The following is a 22,008-nucleotide window of genomic DNA, read 5'->3' as shown; positions in this document are numbered from 1 at the left end:
TGTAATTGCCCTCCTTATTTATAGGAGAACAAATAACAGTTGATATAAAGGTTTATTATGACTAACAGCACATACCCTATTGGTACACCAGGAAAAAAATGGAATAACAACGATAAAGCCCAGTGGTTAGCACGCCAAAACATTAAACGCAGTTACCAAAACGAAGTCGTAACGCTAATTAATGACCTTAAAAGCACCTTAGATATAGAGCAATACGGCGAGCTTAATTACGCCGCTGGTACTTACCCATTATATATATTAAAAACGCCTAACTTTAATGCCAATAAACCAACTGTTTTAATCACCGGTGGTGTACATGGCTACGAAACCAGTGGCGTACATGGCGCACTTAGATTTGCTAAAACATCTGCTATGCAACACTCTGAACAGTTTAATATTGTTGTTGCGCCCTGCATTAGCCCTTGGGGATATGAAACTATAAACCGCTGGAACCCTGATGCTATTGATCCTAACCGCTCATTTTACGAAGGCAGCCCAGCACAAGAGTCAGCAGCTATTATGGCGTTTGTAAAATCACTCAATGTAGACTTAGTTGCTCATATTGATTTACACGAAACAACCGACAGCGATAACAGTGAATTTAGACCCGCACTTGCTGCCCGTGAAGGCACAACGAACACTAATTGGAACATACCTGATGGGTTTTATTTAGTGGCCGATACCAATAAGCCTGAGCCTGAATTTCAAAAAGTAATTATCGAAGATGTAGCAAAGGTCACGCACATTGCACCGAGTGATGAAAATAACCAGTTAATAGGCGTCCCTCAAGAGCAATTTGGCGTTATTAATTACGCAGCACGCGATTTAGGTTTGTGTATGGGCTTTACAGATGCACCCTATGTAACCACAACAGAGGTATACCCTGATAGTCCAACAGCCACAGATGAAGAATGTATTTTGGCGCAAGTAGCGGTTATTAAAAGCGCCCTTAACTATATTAAAGCACTTTAATAAGTTTGCAGCCGCTTGTACCCTCTTGGCTGCTAAACTAAATTTAGATAAAAAGCTAATTTAGGAGGTATTAATGGAATACAAAAATAAAAACGGACACGTTAATTTATCGCTTGAAAATAATATAGTTATTGCACAATTTAGCGGAAACCTAGAACTTGAGCTTTTAAGTAATTTTAAAACAGCGATTTTTGAAACCATTCAATCATTTAAAGGCGAGAAATGGGGTTATATAAGTGACTCATCAAACGTTGTAGCAGCAACCCCACAGGCCGAGCAAGAAATGGTAGCCATAAGCCACAGCATGCAGCAGAATAACTGTTTAATTAGCGCGTTTGTGCTTACATCACCTATTGCTATAAGCCAAATGCAACGAATAATGCAAAACGCCAAAAGAGACGTTTCTTTCAAAGATTGTCTTTTTGATAATCTAGAATCGGCAAAGCGTTTTATTTTAAATGAATTAAACAATGACTTGAGCTAGGTAAAGCTCAAGCCGTTGTTTATATAGAGCTTATTACTGGACTAATTTTTATAAAATTGGCTGTCTTTGGTTATAGTAATGCTGGCATCTTCTTGCGCTGTTACTACAAATTGTAACTTACTCACTTTGTGCGCAATATTGTAACCATCGGCTGTTACAGTAACGGGGACTCTTTTCATTGCACCTGGCTGTATAAGTGTAGAACTTGGACTTGAGAGTGTTGCTTCTGGCAAGCCCTCTATGGCAACACTGTAATGCAGTGCTTGCTGCGTTTTATTAATAATAGTAAGTGTATAAGGGTTTTCTACCAGGCCCTCGTAGTTCACTCTATAAAGCGCGTTCCTATCGCGTAGTACTGAGGCTTCTATTGGTGTGCGTTGCAGCATCCATGCAAACATAGAAATTATTAACAAAGCCGTTAATGCGCCGTAACCTATTAGTTTTAATCTAAATGGATTGGTTTTTTTGCCTTCCATTTGTTTTTCACTGGCGTATTTAATTAAGCCTTTTTGATAACCAAATTTCTCCATGGTATCGTCGCAAGCATCAATACATAAGCCACAGTTTATACATTCATATTGTAAGCCATTTCGAATGTCTATTCCTGCAGGGCATACCTCTACACACAAGTTACAGTCTACACAGTCACCTAAGTTAAGCTCTTTTGGATCAGCTTTGCGTTTACGTGGCCCTCGGCTTTCACCGCGCGTGCTATCATAGGTTACAAGCAACGTATCTTTATCAAACATAACAGCCTGAAAACGAGAATACGGGCAAGCAATCGTGCACATTTTTTCGCGTAAAAACCCTGCATTACCGTAAGTGCAAAAAGCGAATAAAAACACCCAAAAGCTCGTAATACCTGACCATTCAAATGTAAGCATTTCCATATACAAACTTTTTGCTGGAATAAAATACGCCATAAACGAGGTGGCGGTTAAAACTGAAATAATAATCCACGCACTGTGCTTAGTTATTTTTTTGCGCCAAGTACTTAGCGTCCACTGAGATTTATCTAATTTAATTCGCTGATTTCGAGTGCCTTCTATGCGTTGCTCTACCCACGAAAACATGAGCATCCATATTGTTTGCGGGCAGGTATAACCACACCAAACCCGACCAAGCCAGTTGGTTACAAAAAATAACGCAAAAGCCCCCACCATGAATAGCAGGGCTAAAATCATAAAATCTTGAGGAAGGAGTGTTAAACCAAAAATAGTAAAGGTTTGCGTTGCCACATCAAGCAGCACAGCTTGTTGACCGTTATATTGGATCCACGGTATTGCAATAAAAGTTAGCATTAGCAGCCAACCTAAATTACGGCGTATGCGCTGAAAAAATCCTTTTTGCTCGCGGATATAAATTGGCCCTTCTGTGTTATAGGGCTTAATAATCATGTCTTCTTCTTTAATATCAAACTTCATAGTACTTGCTTCATAATGACGGGTGTTACGCAAGCATTTGCAACTTTCAGACCAAGCTGAAACCTTAATTACTTCATTGATATTAAAGAAATTATTTTAAATAATAAAAATCAACCACGCGATATAAAGCGTACTTCGCGATATATCACGAATTTTTAGCGATTCCTAACTTTCGCATTTTTGAGCGTAGTGTACTCTCAGGTAAGCCCAATTTAACTGCCGCTCCTTTATCACCTGATATTTGCCAGTGCGATAACGCGAGAACAGAGGTTATATGCTGCTTTTGCGCTTCATCGAGCGTAAGTGAAGGATAAATAACAACTTCACCACCCGCTTGCAAAGGCTGACTTAGCTGAAGTACCGCTTGATTAGATAAAATAGCTTCGCGTTCAAGTACATTTTGCAGCTCTCTAATATTGCCTGGCCAACCGTAAGCCTGCAGCTGCGTAATTGCTTTTTTACTTAGCCCTTTTAAGTTTTTCCCGAGCCGTTTATTTAGCTGCGCAATCAAATTAGCGCATAAATAAGGAATATCTTCTTTTCGATCTTTAAGGGCGGGTACTTTTATAGGAAATACATTGAGCCGATAATACAAATCAATTCTAAACGTGCCTTTTTGTACCATTTCCCACAGGTCGCGATTAGTCGCTGCAATTACTCTAATGTTTACTTTTAGCGTGTTGCTGCCACCCACGCGTTCAAACTCTTGTTCTTGCAGGACTCTCAGTAATTTACTTTGCGCCTCAAGTGGAAGCTCTGCTATCTCATCTAAAAACAAGGTGCCTTTATCAGCAAGTTCAAAGCGCCCTTTACGACGCTCATTGGCACCTGTAAACGCACCCTTTTCATGACCAAACAATTCCGACTCTAGCAAGCTCGGTGTAAATGCAGCGCAATTTACTTTTATAAAGGCTTGTTCGCTACGTTTGCTTAGCCTATACAAGTTACGGGCTACCAACTCTTTACCCGTGCCATTTTCGCCAAGTATAAGCACTGTGCTGTCGGTTTCACTTACCAGCTTTATTTGATCTAACATGGTTTGAAATATATGGCTTTGTCCAACTAGCCCTGAGTCTTGCCAGTCTTCGTTGAGCTCTGCAATTAAGTAGTTGTTTTCATCTTTTAGCTGCTCACTTAAGTGCTTTACTTGAGTAAGTGCCTCTTGCAGTGCATTTTGTGTTTGCTGTTGCAGTGATATATCGCGAAATACCGCTACAGCACCAATTAACTTATCATTTTGATAAACCGGTGTTGAAGTGTATTGAACTGCAAATGAGCTACCGTCTTTACGCCAAAAAACTTCATTTTTAACTTCACGACGCTTTCCGTCAAACATGGTGCAGTAAATTTGGCATTCATCTGCGGGATAAGGTGTGCCATCAGCATGAGTATGGTGATGATATTGGTGTATTTTTTTACCTAATAGTTCCTCAGCGCACCAACCTGTCATGCGCTCAGCGGCAGGATTAACAAACACCGCATTACCCGATAGGTCAAAACCGTATATGCCCTCACCTACTGCGTTTAGCAATAATTTAGGATCGTTTAAAAATTGTTTTATCATAAATACACCTCGCGAAATATCGCGAGCATTATGGCAATTTTATACACTAAGTGCACTCATTACTTAAAGTGCACTTACGCGTAAGTTAAAAAGCTATAAATAGTGCTTAAATAACGTTTTTACATCTATTTTTGCACCTAGCCTTGCGGCTATTAAATAAAGTCCTGCAAGTTTTCGGTGAATAAATAACGCATCAACGGGCGGTGTATGCCATTGCTGAGATTGCGCACTAAGGGCAAGCCCTGCATTTTTAATTTTGAGCGCGAGTTCACTATTTTTAAAATCAAATTCCCCTTCTGCTCTCAGTGGCTCGCACGCCATTAAAAATAAATCAATGACGTTGTTTTTATACTCATCAACTAAGTCATTTTTAAAATAACCAATGTGTGAAGCCGCTTTAAGTACACCTTCTCGGTTGTTTTCACTACCCGCTTCAAATAAGGCTAAGTACGCTAAGCTAAGCTCGGTTGATATTTCTCGCGTTGCACCAAAATCAAATAAAACAATTTTTTGTGTATCAAGTTGATAATGAAAGTTGGCAAAGTTAGGGTCGGTTTGAATCAATTTAAATTCAAACATTTCTTTAAAAAACAAATCAATCAGTTGCTCTGCAACAAAGCTTTTTTGACTATCAGGTAGCTTTGTAATGCTCTCAATGGGCTCTGCTTTTATATATTCCATAGTAAGTACTTGTTGTGTGCTGTGCTCTGGATATACGTTTGGTACTTTAAAGTGGGGATTAGTTGCTAATGCATTTTTATAACGTATTAAGTACTGAGCCTCACGTTTATAATCAGCCTCAGCTAATAACTGTGCCTTAGCCTCATTAATAAGTGGTTTAATATTAAGATCTTTTGGCAATAAACGAGAAATCGTTAATAACGAAATAACGTTATCGACATCACTTACTACACTTTTTGCAATACCAGGGTATTGAATTTTAACAGCAAGCTGCTCACCATTTTCTTTATAAGCCAAATGAACTTGCCCTATAGAAGCCGCTGCAAAAGGTCTTAGCTCAATGTGAGAAAAACGCGCTAGCCACTCATCCCCCCATTGCTCTTTTAACACTTCAACAAGCTGCTTATGAGGCATTGGGTTCGCGTCTGAGCGAAGTAAAGCAAGTAACTGAGCTAATTCAGGACTAAGTAGATCACCGGCATCCATTGAGAGCAATTGCCCGAGTTTCATTGCTGCACCACGTAAATGTGATAGCTGTGTGGCTAGTTTTTCAATGTTTTTAGGTTGTAGTAGTAAGCTTTTATTATCCCAACCTTTACCTGTTAGCGCGCTCTTAGCACCATCAACTAACATGTTGGTAGCAACACCTGTGGCAAGTGAGCCTAATTTTGCAAAACGGGAAAGCCGAGAAGTGGGAACAGTACGAGGAGCCGCCATAATATTAAAACCTAATTAGCCTGAAAGTCAGGCTAATCAATACGTATATTGTAAGTAGGTAGATCTACTTATAGACGAGGTACTAGCTTAATTGCGCCTTCAACCACTTTCATATCAAGTGGAAGTTTACTAAGTAGCATCATTTTAGGGTCATCCATGTTTAGAGTATAAACTGGGTTAACCGCTAAAAAAGCATTAATAACATCCATTGCTTGGCTATCAAGCGCACCTAAATTACCTTTAAAACCACCGGCATCTACACTCGAATCAAGTAATTTAATATTACGTAAAAACACTGCTTTTTTCTCACTGTCGTAAAATGGGCTACCTTCAATTTGCAGCTTTAAACGCACAGGGTATTTAAGTGCGAATGCATTAATTTCAGCGCTCGAATCGGCACCAAGAACAACAACATCGCGGTTATCAGGTCCAATGTTGACACTTAAGTCGTTTACATCAAACTGAACGGGTAAACCCATTAAGCTTACTTTTTCACTTAACTTTGGTAATTGCTTGCCCAGTACAGATTCAACCTCTGAGTTAGTAAATGAATATACTGATATGCCTTGCGTGGTATTACAGGCAGTTAAAAATAACGCTGCAATAATAACTAAAATTCTCATGAGAACCCTTTTGTTTATGAATTAGTGATACATAAAAAAGCCGCTATTAAAGCGGCTTAGTAAAATAGTAACCAGCACATATTATGCTGGTTTTATTAAGCTGCAAGTGTCGCTTTAAGTCGCGTTAGTGTGTCAGGTTCAACTGAACCGTCACTGAGCGCTAATAACTGTTTTAAATAATAGTTTAAATCAGCATGTTCGCCACGATGTTTGTCATCTAGCATGGCTACTTGCTCTGCCATTCTAAGTGACTTATCGGTTGAACTTACGTTCGCTAGTATTTCCATGCGCGTAATAAGCTGCTCGGTATTTAATGCTGTTTTAAGCGGTGCTTGATACTGACTTGGTAACGCTTCATTATTCTCAAGTGCAGTAATTAATGCATCTAAATTAGCTTGCTCAGATTTACTTGTAAGCAATGCAAGTTTATCGTCAATAGCAGCTAGTAACTTAGTAACCCTTGGCGCTAACGCTCTAAATTGCGTGTATCCTTTCACTTTTGTTTCTAGGTCGTGCAACTGTGCTCTTTGATTAACATCACTAAGTGCTGCTTCAAGCTCAGCAAGTTCTGCAATTGCTTGTTTATCTGACTCGTTTTGCTCGAGTTTTTGCTGCTCAAACTCACTACTACGCTTAGTAAATGTTTCATCGTTATACTGACGAAACTTCTGCCATAACGCATTTTCAGCCTTTAAACCAGCAAAGCCGATGGTTTGCCATTGCTGCTGCATTTGCTTCAACTCTTGGCATGCAGCGGCTAAATCTTCACTTTGTGATAATTGCTGCGCTTTTTCAACTAGTTCATTTTTAAGTGCTGCATTACTTTTATGAAATGCGTTTAATAAAGCCAGTACTTGTTGTTGTTCATTTTTATAACGATCGTTTAGTGTACGGTATGTTTTAGGGTCAACTTTACCCACACTGCGCCACGCTTTATTTAAACGATTGTATTGGCTTTCATATTGCTTCCAATCAAAGTCATCCTCAGCCGTAGGCTGTAAGTGAAGTGCATGCATGTCGTTAATAATACTTTCACGTTGTGCTTTTGATGCTTCACGTTGCACTTCTTGCTCTGCGAAATAACTACGGCAAGGCGCAAATAACAGCTCGATTTGTTCATCAAACTGCACGCCTTGTTGCTTTTCTTCATCTGTATCTAAACGACCTAACTCATTCCAACGTTTACGTAGCGCTTTTACTTGCTCTGCGCGTTGTTGTGGGTCTGTACACTCTTCGCTTACTAATGCACTTACTTCTTCTAATAAAGCTTTACGCTTTGGTGCTGCAGCGTATTTTTGCCAATCTTTCGCATCTGCAAGTTGCGCTTCAAGGTCTGCTTTTATGTTCACAAGTGGCTGCTGATATTGCTCAGTAAGTGTATTAAATAACTCTTCAAAGCCTTTAAACACGCCAAAAGCAACATTAAAACGACCTTCTTCAATTAGGCGCTTAACATCACGAGCTTTGCGCTTTGCTTGGCTTTGGTTTTTTTCAAGTGCCTTAACTAGCTCATTCATTGGTGCTAAAAATTGCTTTTTATGCCCATTTAACTGTGTTTTAAAGGTACTTTGCAGTGCGCCATCTAAAATATTCAAATGATTACGCGCTGCTTTAAAGCCATTATTAAATTCAGTTAGAGTTGCATCGTATTGTGCTAAATCTTCTGCTGGCTTAATTTCGCATAATGCTGCAAAAGCGAGTTTGTACTCTTTAATAGCCGTTGTTAGCTCGGGTAATTTAGCAACTTGAGTAAATAGTTTTTCTAACTTGCTTACAGCGAGTTTTGATTGTGCATTATTAGCAAGTTCTGTTTCGCTAATAGCTTGCTTAGCTTGCGCTACTTTTGCATCAATCCAATCTTGTTGAATTTGCTCTGGAGTTTCAAGACCAAGCTGTAAGGCATTTTCAATTTCTTCACCCAAAGCTTCAAGTGTTGCAAGTGCTAATAATTGACGCTGTTGTTGCGCTAATTGCTGCTGCTCTTTGTCATGTACTGCTTTTAGCTGTTCAATGTGTACATCTAACTTAGTGGTAATCGAAGTGTATTTTTCATCAAGAAGCTTTACACGCTCATCACTTAACCATTTAAGCTCAAGTGCTTGCCACTGGGCCATTAATTCGCCGGCTTGTGAATTTACAACACCAAAGTCTGTTTTTTCACGTAAAGCATTTAACTTAGCTAAAATAACACGTGTTGCACTTTCAACCTGAAGTGGCATTTCAATTGCTAAACGCTCATTTTCAATATGTGTTTCAAGTGCTGCTTTTGCATCACCTTTTGCATGTTTTACTAATGGCTTAATTAATTGATGGGTAATAACAAGTTCAACTAACTGAGTTTGTAGCTCTTCGCTACCTTCTTTAAATGCTTTTTCTACTAATTTTGGATTTGCTAAACGTTTTAATAATTTAACGCGAACTTGCAGTTCTTTTTCTGCAAATGCTAACTTTTCGAGTGTTTTAACAGGTGCAAAACGCTCTATGTATTCACTTTTGATTTGCGCTGTTAGTGTACTTTCGCTATTTAAAACAGCATTAGATATTTGCAGCTCTGCTATATCTTTTAATGCTTGATCTTGTTTATACGCTTTCCACCAAAGTGGCAAGTTGTTTACCTTTTGCAGTGCTTTACGGCGAATTTCAGCGGAGCTATCTTCAAGTGCTAACGTGTTTAATATGGTTGCATCACGTTCAATGTCTAATTTTTCGATAGCATCAAGACGTACTTGTTGCTTTGGGTGTTTCCACTTAGGTGTAAAAAGGTGCTTAAAGATCATGTTCACTAAACCTAGCTATTTCGTTGTCTGATTTGAATTCTTTTTGTAGTTGAGCTTTTGTCTTTTGGATCATTTCACCATTAGCACCAATCGTAAATTGCTCGTTTGATTGAGCCACCTTTGCTTGATACAACATAACCAACTGCACTGTTTGTTGCTTTTGTTCATCTGATAAAACGGTACCGTCTGGCCACTTGCCAGTAGAAGCACCGTATTGTAAGCGTTCAAATAATTCGGGAGTAATATTTTGTACAAGATTGTCGATGTTCATGTCATTTTTTCTTTTTTAGAGTCACTAAAATAATACGATTTATAAGGTACCAAATACAGCCTATGCCTATTGCGGCAGTGTAAGCATACCACTGAAGTGTTTCTTCTTGCGGTTGTAAAAAGTACAAGCAGAAAAAACCACCTAAAAATAAGATAAGCGCCAAAAAGGAGTGATTTATAAACATCTGCTTTTTTTTAATTCGCTGTTCGCGCTGAAGTTGTAAAACTTGCTCGTCGTTTAGCTCTGCAATGTTGCTTTCGCAATGCGGACATTGCTTATGTTTATCTGAAATTGATTTTGCACATTTTGGGCAACGAATAATCGCCATACTTCTCTCCATACTACGCATAAAAAAAGCGCCTTTCGGCGCCTTTATTGTACTTGTTTTATTTCTCGTTGTCTTTTTTGAATTCAAACCAACAACTGATTTAGGGGCTATAATTTTATAAGTTGCCCACTAAGTTTAGTTACTCAGCGTCTTTAGACTGTTTTTCTAGACGCTTTTCCCAAAACGAGGCGTTTTTAATCCCTAATTTAACTGGGTCAAATGTGATTTTTCCGCCTTTTTTCTTCTGATCCTCATAATCGCTCAAACATAACAAAGCAGGCTTAGCGACAAAGAAAATAGCTAAAATACCCAATATGTTAATCCAAGCCATTAAGCCAACGCCAATATCTCCAATAGTCCAGATATAACCTGAATTATTAACCATACCGTATGCAACCATGAACATAATCACAAATTTCACAAGGACAAGCGGGATATTGCCTTTAAAGTAACGATTTAAGTAAGCAATATTTGTCTCTGCAATGAAGTAATAAGCAAGTATTGTGGTAAAGGCAAAGAAGAATAATGCAATACCGACAAATGCTTGTCCAAAGCTGCCAAATACACTAAATAAAGCCATTTGAGTAAAGGCTGCTGAGCCTACTTCAGTCGCTGCATCGACATTTTGTACAATAAACTGTCCTGCTGGTAAATCACCCACAACATTATATTGCTGCGTTATTAAAATCATTAATGCTGTTGCAGTACACACAAAAATGGTATCAACATAAACCGAAAAAGCTTGTACTAAACCCTGTTGAGCTGGGTGATCAACCTCTGCAGCGGCTGCAGCATGAGGCCCACTACCTTGGCCAGCTTCATTAGAATATATACCACGCTTTACGCCCCAACCAATAGCAGCACCAAAACCTGCCTGCGCAGTAAATGCATCACTAATAATTAAATAGAATATATCAGCTACTTTATCTAAATTTAAAAATACTACGATTAATGCCAGGACTATGTAACCAAGCGCCATAAATGGCACTACTACTTGCGTAAAGTTTGCAATACGCTTTATACCGCCAAAAATAATAAACGCTAAAACAATAAGGATGATTGCTAAAGCGACTAACTTAAAGCTACCTACGTCACCAAAGCTAGTAGTAACCATGTTGCCACTGCCAAACACTTGGGTAAACGCATTACCTACTGCATTTGCTTGTACACCAGGTAGAAAAACACCACATGCAATAATTGCCGAAACAGCAAATAAAACAGCTAGCCACTTTTGCCCTAAACAACGGTCAAAATAATACGCTGGGCCACCACGGTATTGCCCATCTTCTTCTGTTTTATAAATTTGGCCTAAAGTAGACTCTGCGTATGCAGTGCTTGCACCTAAAAATGCAACAACCCACATCCAAAAAATTGCGCCTGGGCCACCAAAGCCGATCGCAGCAGCAACGCCAGCGATATTACCAACGCCTACTCGTCCAGATAACGAGACTGCAAGGGCTTGAAAAGATGAGATACCTTTATCAGACGTGTTAGGACTAAATAATAACTTACACATTTCTTTAAAATGTCTAACTTGAGCAAATCGAGTTAATACTGAATAAAACAAGCCTGCGCCTAGGCATAAATAGATGAGTGCATTACTCCAAACAACATCATTAACAGCACTTACAAAAGCTTCCATGGATATCCTCTATAGTTATATTTATTATTTTTAATTACGAGACTCTGCTTTAGCTACTACGCTACATAAGCTTTACGAAATAAGGTTTTACCTCTCCCGTCCCGACTCATGATTTAATTAATCTTAACTTAAGTAACCTAACTTTGTTAACACTTAATTTTCAAAATATATAATTACACACTTGGCGAAAGGCATTACATCTGTAGTATTTAAATGAAAGTAGATTGATTTGTACCGATACGGTGATGATACGCAGCGAAGAAGCGTTGAAAACGTTTTAAGAATAAAGCTGCTATATGATTATTATTTTTTATACAAAGGGTTTTATTAAAAGCAAAAAGGGTATCAAAACTATTGATACCCTTTTAGATAAACGTTTTATCTTAAATCATCAACAACATTAACAATAGCCGCTAATGTATCTTGACCAAATTGATACGAACGACGATCTGACCAGCCGTAATCTGGATCAGGTAAATCGTTGTTGTCTTTAAATGGCATTTCAATTGTGTACGTTAATGCTTTGAATTCTTCAGCCGTAGCTGATGAACCTACCGTTAGGTTAGCTTGACCTGGCTCATCTTTTGGATAGCCATGCTCATCTTGAAACTCTGGTGTAATAGTTAAAAGCGCAGCTTTAAAGCTATCTTCTAAGCCTTTTAAGCGTTCATCATAACTTGGAATACCCTCACTGCCTGCCACAAAGTTATATGGGATAGCTTCATCGCCGTGTATGTCTAGGTGCATATCTAAGCCAGCTTCGCGCATTTTATTAAGCACTAAGTAAACCTCAGGGCTATTTTCCATGCTTGGTGTTTGCCATTCACGGTTTAAGTTAACACCTTTAGCGTTAGTACGAAGATGTCCGCGTGCGCTACCGTCTGGATTCATATTAGGCACTACGTAAAATACTGCTTTTGATAGAAGCGCAGCTGCATGTGGGTCTTCGTCATCAAGAAGTTTGTGCAGTAGACCTTCAACATACCACTGCGCCATTGTTTCACCTGGGTGTTGACGTGCTGTGATCCAAATGGTTTTCTTGTCTTCACTTGGCTCACCAATTTTAAGCACACTCATATCGCGGCCATCGAGTGTTTCACCAAGCGTTATTAATTGGCAAGCGCCTTGGCTTTGTGCCCAAGATAATAAATCTAAATGGCGGTCGTAACTGTATGGCGCAAAGTAAGCAAAATATACGCTGCCGCACTCTGGTTCAATTTCAAAGCTTAATGTGCCATTTTCATAGCTTGATGGTACACGAAACCATGTTTGGCGGTCATATGATGCAACGGCTTGATACCCTTCCCAACCATCTGGGTAAGCTGATTTATCAAGCTCATTAATATTTAACTTATGCAATTGGTAAGGTGTTGTTTCAAGACGAAAGTGAAACCACTGATAAAATTCAGACTGGTGATCTTTATTAATTTCTAATTGAATATTTAAAGGATCGGTGGCTTCAATAACTTTGATATTACCACTGTCGAAATTGCTGCTGATTTTCATGAAAAAACCTTTAGGTTGAATAAGTTTATCTGCTTATTAATTCACAGAACTGACATTATTTTATAAATAGTAAAACGAATGTGCACTTTCTTAATTAAAGCCTATCACAAGGCATACGCTTTAAAAATAATACACGACCAAAAAAGCCAGCAACATGCTGGCTTTTAAGTCACTGCAAATAAATTAGCGAGGTAAGCTTGGGAATGACACTTCGGCCATATCGCGCATACAACGTACTACTTGGCAGCTGTAACCAAACTCATTGTCGTACCATACATATAAAACAATACGGTTATCTTCAACAATTGTTGCTTGTGAATCAACAACACCTGCGTAACGGCTACCTACTAAATCGGTAGATACAATTTCCGTTGATGCTGTGTAATCAATTTGATCACGTAAGTCTGAATGAAGTGCTGTATCGCGTAAAAATGCGTTTAGCTCTTCAACTGATGTGCTTGTTGCTAAGTTAAGATTTAAAATAGCTAGCGACACATTAGGTGTCGGTACGCGGATTGCGTTACCTGTTAACTTGCCTTCAAGCTCTGGTAATGCTTTTGAAACCGCTTTTGCAGCACCTGTTTCAGTAATTACCATATTAAGAGCTGCGGCACGGCCACGGCGCTCTGCTTTGTGGTAGTTATCAATAAGGTTTTGATCGTTCGTGTACGAGTGTACAGTTTCAACATGGCCATTATTGATACCAAACTTATCGTTTAATGCTTTAAGCGTTGGTGTAATTGCATTGGTTGTACAGCTTGCTGCACAAACAATTTTATCTTCAGGTAAAATATCTTTGTTATTAACACCATATACGATGTTTTTGATATTGCCTTTTGCAGGAGCTGTTAATAATACTTTTGCAGCGCCCTTACACTCTAGGTGCTGGCCAAGGCCCGCTTCGTCTTTCCAAATACCTGTGTTATCAACAATTAATGCATTGTCGATACCGTATTGAGTGTAATCAATTTCGCTAGGAGAGTTAGCGTAAATAACTTGAATGTAGCTACCGTTAGCTTTAATTGCATTGCGTTCTTTATCAATCGTGATTGAGCCATTAAATGGACCGTGAATTGAATCACGACGCAGTAAGCTTGCACGCTTTTCAAGATCCCCATCTTTACCACCACGCACAACAATAGCGCGCAAACGTAAATCTGAATATGGACCTGATTTTTCAATTAATAAGCGCGCTAATAAACGACCGATACGACCAAAACCATACAATACTACATCGCGTGGCTCTTTCGCTGGTGAGTCTGTTATTTCTGCAAGTTCATCTTTTACAAACTCTTCTACTGAACGACCTTTTGCGGCTTCAGTGAACAAATAACTATATGCAAGCTTACCAATATCAATACGTGCTGAGTTTAATTCCATTTTGCTGATAGCTTCTAAAAATGGGAAGCTTTCGCGCAAACGTAATTTAGTGCCTTCAAACTGAGCAACGGTTTTGTGAGATTTGATAATATCGATAGTACTGGCATTTACGAGAGGACGGCCATATACAGCGATTTCGATACCACGATTACGGTAAAGCTTACCAATGATTGGTTGCATGCTTTCTGCGTAATCTTGGCGCTCTTGCCAACTATTTGTGTATTCTAACTCGTGAGATGAGGTCATTTTATTTACCTAAGTTTATCATTTTGAACGGATAGCCTTTAAAAATGCACTATATTTTGAGAGTAATGCACTTCAGGCAGGGCTATTCTAATTTAAACTGAAGTTATTCTCTACTGTTAGGCGTTAAATGATTGCGTTAGAATAACAAAGTAAATATTCATTTGGGGTTAAGGAATGCTTAAAAAAGCAAGTGTACTATTGGGTTTGCTAACATTGGCAGGGTGTGAAGAGCCGTTAACACTCGCACAAGTGTGCAAAGAAACACCTGGCTTTTGTAGCGACTTAAACAAAGACAGTCACTGCAAGGATGAGCGTTCTGATGTAATTATCAAACGCTACATAGAATACAAAGACCCTACTGATGAAAATAAATACCAATTACTCAAGGACTTTGAATCTTATAACCAATGCATAACTTTGGCCGCTAAAATTGAACATATTAAGTTAAAAGCTAAAAAAACGTCACGTATTGATGGTCAATTAACGAGTATTAAAGAAATGACTCGGTTATATCAAGATACCCAAAATACAAACCACCCAGGTTTGCTCTACTACCAATGGTCACGAAATAACAACCAAAGTGCGTTGACTAAATTATTGGCTATAGAAAATGATAAAAGTGTAACGCAAAGTGCCGAAATGCAATTTTTTTTAGCATCGTACTATATTAAATTTGATGATGAAAAAACCATTGATTTACTTTATAAAACTCTAGAGCTCAATAAAAAAGACAACATACCGAATCCGGAAGTGTATACATCACTTATTAGTCTTTTTTATAAACATGATAAGTTTAAGCACGCATATATATTTTCTAAAGTAGCGCAAATGTCGGGGATTGAAAATATTGATGTATTTGAAATTGAGCAGAAATTAGTCGCAAATGGTAAAAGCTTAGATAGCCTAGATGTACTTGCAGAGCAAACATTTCAGCAAATAATGGCAGGTGATTTTGTATCTCCTCGAGAGTTTTAATTTATAATCGCAAAAATAACCTAATACCAATCTGCTTATGTATGGGGTCTATTTAACGTTAAGAAAATTACGCTAGAACTAGGCAAAAATTTTTGTATCTAGTTGTTCTAGATAAAAATATTTTAACGACGTTATAGTGCTATTTAATTCGTTAAATTGATCAAAGATTTATGCAGGTTGGTATAATTTAATAACTAGGTTATTCAGGCAAATAAAAAGGCAGCTTACGCTGCCTTTTTTTATTTTGCTTTGCTTGTGCCCACTTCTACGCGGGTTTTAAGCTTTTGACCTGGTCGAAAAGTCACCACGCGACGTGCCGAAATAGGAATATCTTCGCCTGTTTTCGGGTTGCGGCCTGGTCTTTCTTTTTTGTCTCGAAGATCAAAGTTACCAAATCCAGAGAGCTTAACCTGCTCGCCTTTTTCTAGCGCTGAGCGGATTTCTTCAAAAAACGCTTCAACTAAATCTTTGGCATCTTTTTTATTGATCCCGAGCTTTTCAAATAGGTGTTCAGCTATGTCGGCTTTAGTAAGCGCCATATCTAGTCCCTCAACGATGCATTAAACTGTTCGGCCAATTCGGCCACCACGTTATCAACTACTAGATTGATATCTTTCTCTTCGAGTGTTCTATCAACCGCTTGCAGTGTTAGAGCAATCGCCAAACTCTTATAATTTGGCTCAATACCTTTGCCCTTATACACATCGAATAAGTTTAGGTCAACCAATTGATTTCCGCCAACTTTTTCGATCACGCTTAAAATGTCGCCAGATTTAACGCTGTCTGCCACTAAAATCGCGATGTCGCGGCGATTTGAAGGGAATTTAGACACTCCTTCGGCTTGCGGTAAATTTCTTTTTTCTATTGCTGACATTTCAATTTCAAAAACAAAAGTTGCGTTGTTGATATCTAACGACTTTTGAGCTTGAGGATGTAAAGCACCAAAAAAACCAACCTTTTTACCATCAACATATATTACTGCTGATTGACCAGGGTGAAGTCCATCTGACTGCTCGGCTTTAATTTCAAAGCGAGTAATGTCATTGGTAATTGCAAGTAAGGCTTCAACATCACCTTTTAAATCGTAAAAATCAACATTACGTTTTTCTTCAACCCAATGCTCGCCATTTACAAGGCCAGTTATAACACCGCCAATAACCGGTACTTGGTAAACACCATTTTCTGCACTTTCGTCGCTTATAAATTTAAGACCATGTTCGAATAAACGAATACGAGGCTGTTGGCGATTTTGGTTATACGCTACAGACGCTAATAAACCCGGCATTAAACTTACACGCATTGCTGACATTTCAATTGAAATAGGATGCGGTAATACCATTGCTTTACACTCTGGGTGTAAAATAGCTTGTGCTTTAGGGTCTACAAAGCTGTACGTAATTGCTTCTTGGTAACCACGAGTCATTAACGTATTGCGGAACTTGCTAAGCGCAATAGTTGCTTCGTTATGTGTCGTCATTTTAAGTTTTGCAGTTGGTGCAACATTTGGAATGCTGTTGTAACCGTAAACACGTGCTACTTCTTCAATTAAATCTTCTTCGATGCGAATATCAAAACGGTAGCTTGGTACGTCCGCACTCCAGCTTTCATTTTCTACTTTAACATCGAGACCTAAACGCGTAAGAATATCTGTTACTTTAGCATCTTCAATATGATGCCCAATAACACGGTCTAAACGTGCACGACGAAGACGTACTTCAGTCACTTTTGGTAGTTTATCAGCCGCAACAGCTTCAACTACTGGACCTGCTTGACCACCCACAATTTCAAGAAGAAGTGCTGTTGCACGTTCCATTGCATCGTGTTGTAGAGCAAAATCAACACCGCGTTCATAACGGTGTGAAGCATCAGTGTGTAAACCGTAGCTACGTGCTTGTCCTGCAATTGCTACAGGATTAAAAAATGCGCTTTCAAGTAATATATCAGATGTTTTATCTGTAACACCTGATTGCTCACCACCAAAAATACCTGCAATTGCAAGTGCTTTATTATGATCGGCTATCACAAGTGTTGTGTCGTTTAATTTAGCGGTATTACCGTCTAATAAAACAAGTTCTTCACCTGCGTTTGCACTACGAACCTTAATACCACCTTCAATCGCATTTAAATCAAACGCGTGCATTGGGTGACCAAGTTCAAGTAATACATAGTTAGTAACATCAACTACTGGGTCGATTGAACGTACGCCACTGCGACGTAATTTTTCAACCATCCAAAGTGGTGTTTCAGCATCAAGGTTAATGCCTTTTATCACACGGCCAAGGTAACGAGGACATGCATCTTCGTTAACTAGCTCAATTGATACTTTGTCATCAATTGTTGGCGTAACCGCTGGGATATCTAATACATTTACGTCAATGCTATTTAAAACACCTACTTCACGAGCAAGGCCTTTAATACCTAAACAATCACCACGATTTGGTGTTAAGTCAACATCTATAATATTGTCATCAAGACCTAGGTAGTCACGTAAATCAGTGCCTACTGGTGCATCGCTTGGCAATTCCATAATGCCGTCGCCTTCTTCGCTAATACCTAGCTCAACAAAAGCACATAGCATTCCGTTTGAAGGTTGGCCGCGTAGTTTGGCTTTTTTAATTTTAAAGTCACCAGGAAGTACAGCGCCCACAGTTGCAACAGCAACTTTAATACCTAAACGACAATTTGGTGCACCACACACGATATCAAGTAGCTCATCGCCACCTACGTTAATTTTGGTAACACGAAGTTTATCTGCATCAGGGTGTTGACCACATTCAACAACTTCACCAACAACTACGCCATTAAATTTGGCAGCAGCAGGCTCAACACCATCAACTTCTAGACCAGCCATTGAAAGCTGTTCCGAAAGAGCTTGCGTATCAATAGCAGGATTAACCCACTCTCTTAACCACTTTTCACTAAATTTCATTTTATTGTTTCACTCTTAACGGAACTGGTTCAGGAATTTTAAGTCATTTTCGAAAAATGCACGCAAATCGTTTACGCCATAGCGCAACATAGTTAAACGCTCTACACCCATGCCAAAGGCAAAGCCGGTGTATTTTTCTGGGTCAATGCCCACAGACTTAAGTACATTTGGATGTACCATGCCGCAGCCTAGTACTTCTAACCACTTACCGTCTTTACCCATAACATCTACTTCAGCCGAAGGTTCTGTAAACGGGAAGAATGAAGGACGGAAACGAATTTCCATATCTTCTTCAAAGAAGTTACGTAAAAAATCATGCAAAATACCTTTTAACTCAGTAAAGCTAACATCGGTATCAACCATTAAACCTTCAACCTGGTGGAACATTGGTGTATGTGTTTGGTCGTAATCGTTACGGTATACACGTCCAGGTGAAATAATCCGCAGTGGTGGCTGCTCAGTTTCCATAGTACGAATTTGCACGCCACTAGTTTGTGTGCGTAGTACTAATTTAGGATTGAAATAAAAGGTATCATGATCAGCACGTGCTGGATGGTGCTCAGGGATATTTAGCGCATCAAAGTTATGAAAATCGTCTTCGATTTCTGGACCAGATTTAACTTCAAAACCTAACTCACCAAAAAAGCTTTCTATACGCTCAATAGTACGCGTAACAGGGTGTAAACCGCCGGTAGGCATAACACGCCCTGGTAGAGTTACATCTATAGTTTCAGCAGCTAGCTTTTCTTCAAGTGCTTTACTTGCAAGCAATTCACGCTTTTCGTTAATAGCAGCTTGTACATCCTGTTTGGCTTGGTTTATAACTTGGCCTGCTTCTTTACGTTCTTCAGGTGCTATTTTACCTAACGTTTTAAGTAAGCTAGTGATTTCGCCTTTTTTACCAAGGTAATTAACCCTGATATCTTCTAACTGCGCTATTTCACTGGCACTGGCTACCGCCTCAAGTGCTTGCGCTAATATGTTTTCTAAGTTCATTCGATACCTGATCTTTCACAGAAGGTGATTGCTTAAGAGCGTGTTGGCCTTTCAAGATTGCTTTCAACTGTGTGATTGGCAAATAAATAAGGTTAGGCATTGGGCTGTAGTTTCCTACATAAGTCATGCAATAACCCTAAATAAAGACCAAACACGTGTTGTTCGAAGTGTTTATCTTGAAGGCTACTCTCTTTGTTGTTCGGGTTTTGCATATAAAAACTATGCTAATGTCCTCACGACGCGATTAAAGCCCACTTAAATTAAACAAATTCCAATCAGGAAAGGTAAACACGCTCTGATAATAGCTTATGATAACTGAAAGCAGGGTCTAGATTCTAGACCTACTACAGCTTTAACGTTGATTTTATAAAAGGAATAGTTAATTTTCGCTGTGCAGCCATAGATGCATGATCTAATTTGTCGAGTACATCTAATAAAGCTCGCATATCACGGCTTAAACGGGTTAATAAAAAGCGTGCACACTCATCACTTAATTCAAGGCCACGCATGTGAGCGCGCTTAACAAGTGCTTGTGCTTTATCGTCATCACTCATAGAACGAATTTGAAAGGTTGTTCCCCACGTTAAACGAGACTCTAAATCAGGCAGAGATATATTGAGCATGCTAGGAAGTAAATCAGCAGTTACTACTAACATTTTACCGGGTTCGTTAAACCGGTTAAAAAAGTTAAATAGTGCTTTTTCCCACGCATCATTCCCTGCAACTAAATGCACATCATCAATACATAGAACATCAAGCGCCTCTAAACCGTCTAATACCATAGGTCCAAAGTCAATTACTTCGCGCATAGACAGTAGCATATTAGATAAGCCACGCTCTTGTGCTTTTATGCAGGTTGCATATAAAAGATGAGACTTACCCGAATCACCTAAACCACATAGGTATGTATACTGAAACGTTTTTGCTAATTTGGAAAAGCTATCTTTTAGGTGATTAACCTCCAAAGAGTCTTCTCCCCCAAAATACGATGCAAATGTTTCGTCATCCGGTAAAGTAACCGGTAGTGCCATTTGCATCGGCTCAGACATTAGCATTATGGTGTTACCCATTGATACTCTAAGCTATTTTTATCAACAACATGATAAAATGCGCGTGGATCCTCATAATCTTTAAATGAAGAGTCTAGCCCTAACCCTTTTTTAAGATCACTCAAGTTACCAGTATGATTTAGTTTAAATTCTACAAATTCCGGTGTTTTACGAACAATTTTGACTTGTGTAACAACACTTAGGCTCAATAATCTTCGTTTCGCTAATTCTATATCAACAAAATTTTGTGTACCCTTTAGCGTGAGCGTAGCAGTTGCTTGTTCATAATAAGCATTTGGATCAATAGCGTACTCGCTTGCAAGACCTCGTGCTAAGGTGTCAATCATCTGGCTAACTATTTGCTGCTTATCACCCGTTAATCTATTTGAATCAAATAAATCATCATTTGTAAAACGCCAATCTAAAATCCAATTTTCGCTATCCGCTTCTTTATACATTCTTGCCGTAATACTTCGCTCAGCACTGTAGCGTTTAGAAGCCTCTTCTACTGGTTCTGAAAAGTTACCCCATACTTCAGGGATACCTACTAAACGTCTATCTTGTAAATCAAGTAATGGCACTACAACGGGTAGCCCCCGGCGTCCTGCCTTGTCATAAATTAACTGCTCTAGCTGCGGGTAACTTTCTTGTGTTACTAATTCTCTGCGCCAGTTGTCTTCAATACCTAACCATATTGCAACTAATGGGCGCTGCACTCCCCATAAAGGTAAGTTTAATTCTTTGATTAGCGCGTTGATCTTTCGAGCTTCAAATTTAACAACGAGTTTCAATTGTCCATTTGCTCTCTCGTCATATTCAAACTTAAGCATATAATCAGAAATATCTTTAGTACGTTGCTGTGCTAATTTATTTTGATCTGCAGTTTCATCACCGCTTACTTTCACTAAAACATTAAGCAAAGCTTTACGGCTCGCAGCTAATCGAGTATCTCGTGTTTTGTCATCCACTTTTAAAATATCTTGATATAGATCAGTTACTTCAACTGCCGACACAGAAAAACAAAATAAAATGGATATGGCGCTAATTAATAATCTATACACAGGCTGTTAGTTCTTGGTTTTAAACTGATTCGATCCTAAATCAAAGACAGTAACAAAGCAAAATTAAATTTGTTATCTAAGGAAATGAAAGTAGTTAGCTTTTATAAAAAATAAAAAAATTAAATTAACGTCAGAAGTCGCTAAGCTCACCCGATCTACGTGATGGGTGTTGCTGTGGATGTGTTAATTGCGCGCATTTCACTTTTCTGCAGACGTAAAAAAGCCCGACTATTTCTAGTCGGGCTCTCTACAATTTGGAGCCTGGTAATGTCCTACTTTCACATAGCAAATGCTACACTATCATCGGCGCTGTTTCGTTTCACTACTGAGTTCGGCATGGAGTCAGGTGGGTCCAAAACGCTATTGTCACCAAGCAAATTTGG

The 22,008-nt window shown here is 38.9% G+C and carries 18 protein-coding genes and 1 rRNA gene; 3 read left to right on the top strand and 16 right to left on the bottom strand.

The window, feature by feature from the left end:
* Window positions 1-57: 57 nt before the first annotated feature.
* Window positions 58-972: a M14 family metallocarboxypeptidase gene (locus tag H5120_RS18425; protein ID WP_182671832.1), complete on the top strand. Its 915-nt coding sequence runs from the start codon at window positions 58-60 to the stop codon at window positions 970-972.
* Between the two features lie 73 nt (window positions 973-1,045).
* Window positions 1,046-1,456 carry a hypothetical protein gene (locus H5120_RS18420; protein ID WP_182675711.1) on the top strand — a complete coding sequence of 137 codons (411 nt, stop codon included), beginning with the start codon at window positions 1,046-1,048 and terminating at the stop codon, window positions 1,454-1,456.
* Between the two features lie 41 nt (window positions 1,457-1,497).
* Here H5120_RS18420 and ccoG read toward each other — a convergent pair whose 3' ends face one another.
* The 10 genes from ccoG to H5120_RS18370 all read right to left on the bottom strand — a co-directional run bounded on the left by ccoG (window position 1,498) and on the right by H5120_RS18370 (window position 14,615).
* Window positions 1,498-2,880, bottom strand: coding sequence for a cytochrome c oxidase accessory protein CcoG (gene ccoG / locus H5120_RS18415; RefSeq protein WP_182671834.1), 1,383 nt, complete (start codon window positions 2,878-2,880; stop codon window positions 1,498-1,500).
* Between the two features lie 145 nt (window positions 2,881-3,025).
* On the bottom strand, window positions 3,026-4,444 hold the full coding sequence (locus H5120_RS18410) for a sigma-54-dependent Fis family transcriptional regulator (RefSeq protein WP_182675710.1): 1,419 nt from the start codon (window positions 4,442-4,444) through the stop codon (window positions 3,026-3,028).
* A gap of 93 nt (window positions 4,445-4,537) precedes the next feature.
* Window positions 4,538-5,842, bottom strand: a complete 1,305-nt coding sequence (locus tag H5120_RS18405; RefSeq protein ID WP_182675709.1) for an AarF/ABC1/UbiB kinase family protein — start codon at window positions 5,840-5,842, stop codon at window positions 4,538-4,540.
* A gap of 68 nt (window positions 5,843-5,910) precedes the next feature.
* Entirely contained in the window at window positions 5,911-6,465 is a 555-nt protein-coding gene (locus H5120_RS18400; protein WP_002960677.1) for a DUF1439 domain-containing protein, read from the bottom strand.
* Between the two features lie 95 nt (window positions 6,466-6,560).
* Window positions 6,561-9,242 carry a DUF349 domain-containing protein gene (locus tag H5120_RS18395; protein ID WP_182675708.1) on the bottom strand — a complete coding sequence of 894 codons (2,682 nt, stop codon included), beginning with the start codon at window positions 9,240-9,242 and terminating at the stop codon, window positions 6,561-6,563.
* Complete coding sequence (locus tag H5120_RS18390; protein ID WP_007378333.1) at window positions 9,232-9,513, bottom strand: YeaC family protein; 282 nt, start codon at window positions 9,511-9,513, stop codon at window positions 9,232-9,234. The genes H5120_RS18395 and H5120_RS18390 overlap by 11 nt, the downstream gene beginning before the upstream one ends.
* 1 nt (window position 9,514) lies before the next feature.
* The gene (locus tag H5120_RS18385) at window positions 9,515-9,841 is read right to left on the bottom strand and encodes a hypothetical protein (protein WP_002960680.1); all 327 of its coding nucleotides are present in this window, start codon (window positions 9,839-9,841) and stop codon (window positions 9,515-9,517) included.
* 139 nt (window positions 9,842-9,980) lie between these two features.
* Complete coding sequence (locus H5120_RS18380; RefSeq protein WP_002960681.1) at window positions 9,981-11,483, bottom strand: sodium:alanine symporter family protein; 1,503 nt, start codon at window positions 11,481-11,483, stop codon at window positions 9,981-9,983.
* A gap of 378 nt (window positions 11,484-11,861) precedes the next feature.
* Window positions 11,862-12,989: a M14-type cytosolic carboxypeptidase gene (locus tag H5120_RS18375; RefSeq protein WP_002960683.1), complete on the bottom strand. Its 1,128-nt coding sequence runs from the start codon at window positions 12,987-12,989 to the stop codon at window positions 11,862-11,864.
* Window positions 12,990-13,172: 183 nt separating this feature from the next.
* Window positions 13,173-14,615: a glyceraldehyde-3-phosphate dehydrogenase gene (locus H5120_RS18370; RefSeq protein ID WP_002960684.1), complete on the bottom strand. Its 1,443-nt coding sequence runs from the start codon at window positions 14,613-14,615 to the stop codon at window positions 13,173-13,175.
* A 174-nt stretch (window positions 14,616-14,789) separates the two neighbouring features.
* Here H5120_RS18370 and H5120_RS18365 point away from each other — a divergent pair, with 174 nt between their 5' ends.
* Window positions 14,790-15,590: a DUF2989 domain-containing protein gene (locus H5120_RS18365; protein WP_024596170.1), complete on the top strand. Its 801-nt coding sequence runs from the start codon at window positions 14,790-14,792 to the stop codon at window positions 15,588-15,590.
* 239 nt (window positions 15,591-15,829) lie between these two features.
* Here the strand turns inward: H5120_RS18365 and ihfA are convergent, their stop codons facing one another.
* The 6 genes from ihfA to rrf form a co-directional block, all read right to left on the bottom strand.
* Window positions 15,830-16,129 carry an integration host factor subunit alpha gene (gene ihfA, locus H5120_RS18360; protein WP_002960690.1) on the bottom strand — a complete coding sequence of 100 codons (300 nt, stop codon included), beginning with the start codon at window positions 16,127-16,129 and terminating at the stop codon, window positions 15,830-15,832.
* Window positions 16,130-16,131: 2 nt separating this feature from the next.
* On the bottom strand, window positions 16,132-18,519 hold the full coding sequence (gene pheT / locus H5120_RS18355; RefSeq protein WP_182675707.1) for a phenylalanine--tRNA ligase subunit beta: 2,388 nt from the start codon (window positions 18,517-18,519) through the stop codon (window positions 16,132-16,134).
* A 15-nt stretch (window positions 18,520-18,534) separates the two neighbouring features.
* On the bottom strand, window positions 18,535-19,515 hold the full coding sequence (pheS, locus tag H5120_RS18350; RefSeq protein WP_002960692.1) for a phenylalanine--tRNA ligase subunit alpha: 981 nt from the start codon (window positions 19,513-19,515) through the stop codon (window positions 18,535-18,537).
* A gap of 344 nt (window positions 19,516-19,859) precedes the next feature.
* Complete coding sequence (gene hda / locus H5120_RS18345; RefSeq protein WP_002960693.1) at window positions 19,860-20,570, bottom strand: DnaA regulatory inactivator Hda; 711 nt, start codon at window positions 20,568-20,570, stop codon at window positions 19,860-19,862.
* Window positions 20,570-21,625, bottom strand: coding sequence for a DUF2066 domain-containing protein (locus tag H5120_RS18340; protein ID WP_182675706.1), 1,056 nt, complete (start codon window positions 21,623-21,625; stop codon window positions 20,570-20,572). The genes hda and H5120_RS18340 overlap by 1 nt, the downstream gene beginning before the upstream one ends.
* 259 nt (window positions 21,626-21,884) lie before the next feature.
* Window positions 21,885-21,999, bottom strand: a 5S ribosomal RNA gene (rrf, locus tag H5120_RS18335).
* Window positions 22,000-22,008 lie beyond the last annotated feature (9 nt).

The organism is Pseudoalteromonas sp. SR43-2 (genome assembly GCF_014163885.1).
Lineage (GTDB): Bacteria > Pseudomonadota > Gammaproteobacteria > Enterobacterales > Alteromonadaceae > Pseudoalteromonas > Pseudoalteromonas distincta.
Note: the sequence above shows the minus strand (reverse complement) of the source record. Positions and strands in the feature narration are given on the sequence as shown.